A 1,413-nucleotide genomic window follows, 5' to 3' on the forward strand; every position below is an offset into this window, starting at 1 on the left:
GGTGCGGGGCGGGGTGGTGCGGGGTGCGGTGCGGTTTGTGGTGCGTTGCCATTAGCTTTCAACCTCAAGCGTGCTTCAGGTCAAGGCTCGACCTTGTTCGGGTGCCGAGCGCCAGCGATACCGCTTCGAGCGCGCTGTTGAACGAGACTTCGGAGAGCACGCCCGGCGCCGCTACCTGGTCGCCCGCCAGGTAGACGTCGTTGCCCCGGTCGATGCGGGGGCGGTCCCGCCAGCTCGTACCGGGCAGGTCAACGGCGCCCGTGCGGCCGTTCGCGAGCGCCTCGCGGCGGTACGTCACTCGGTCACGCCACGACGGGAAGGCGAGGTCCAGGAGTTCCTCGGCCCGGGCGATGCCGTCCGCGCGGGACTCGTGCGGGGCGATCGGGATCTGGCCCTGGAGGAGCTGTTCGCCTGCCGGGGCGAGCGTGCGGTCCTGGGCCGTGAACCGCTCGAACCAGCCGGGTGCGTCGAGGTCGGAGACCGCGAACGCGTCGCCCCTGCGGGTACGGATCGCCAGGTCGATCAGTGCTGTTCGGCCGCTCGTCCAGGTCAGGGAGCTGTCCTTGAGCAGGGTGCGAGCTGCGTCGAGGGAGGTGGCGACGATGACCGGGCCGTGCTCGGTGGGGAGTTCGCTGACGCGGGCCAGGGTTTCCACCCGTACGCCGAGGTTCCAGGCGCGGGCCGCCATCCTGTCGATCACGCTCGCCCAGCCGCCGCGGGGGTAGTGCGCCTCGGGGGGCAGCTTTGTCGCTCGGCGCAGGCGTTCCTGTACGAAGGCGGCGGAGAGGGCGCCCGGGTCGTGGTGGAAGAGGGCGACCGCGGAGTAGTGGGCTGCCGCGGTTGCGCCTTCCTGGCCTGCGATGTCTGTTGCCCAGGTCCTGAAATCCTGGTCCACGGGGGCCTGTTGGGCTGTGCGGCGGAGGAGTTTGAGCATCGCGAACGGTGGGGTGCGGCGGAGGGTGCCCTTGTGGCGGAGGCGTAGGCGGGCGGCCTCCAGGGGTGGGAGCGGGGCGAGTTCGCCGATCAGGTCGCGTTGGCTGAGCCAGGTCCAGTGGGGGCCGCCCTTGTAGAGGGCGTGGGGGCCCTCGTTCGTTTTGTACGGGCCCTCGGCGGTGCGGGCTCGGCCGCCGAGGGTGTGGTGGGCTTCGTACACGGTGACCTTGGCGCCTGCTTCCGCGGCGGTGATGGCCGCGGTGAGGCCGGCGAAGCCGCCGCCGATGACGGTGATGCGGTGCGTGGAGTGGTGCGTGGGGTGGGGCATGGGCTTGGGTCTCCTCTGGGCCGGGGGGGATTCCTCTCCCGTATGACTCCTCGGAGGCTTCGGAATGTGACATCGGGGGGTGTTTTGGCTGGTCAGGTGGATTGTCGGTGGGTGGGTGCAGGATGGGCGGATGGTGAGGAACGTGGCGAAGG

Annotated in this window: 1 protein-coding gene; it reads right to left on the minus strand. The window is 70.6% G+C overall.

Annotated features, from left to right (window positions below):
* Positions 1–64: 64 nt before the first annotated feature.
* Positions 65–1,261, minus strand: a complete 1,197-nt coding sequence (locus AOK17_RS46515; RefSeq protein WP_055618680.1) for an FAD-dependent oxidoreductase — start codon at positions 1,259–1,261, stop codon at positions 65–67.
* Positions 1,262–1,413: the final 152 nt, after the last annotated feature.

Source organism: Streptomyces phaeochromogenes, from assembly GCF_001418655.1.
In the GTDB taxonomy this organism is placed as follows: Bacteria; Actinomycetota; Actinomycetes; order Streptomycetales; family Streptomycetaceae; genus Streptomyces; species Streptomyces phaeochromogenes.

Excerpts from the sequence above, each read along its gene's own strand:
- AOK17_RS46515 (WP_055618680.1), bottom strand. The coding sequence starts at position 1,261 with ATGCCCCACCCCACGCACCACTCCACGCACCGCATCACCGTCATCGGC.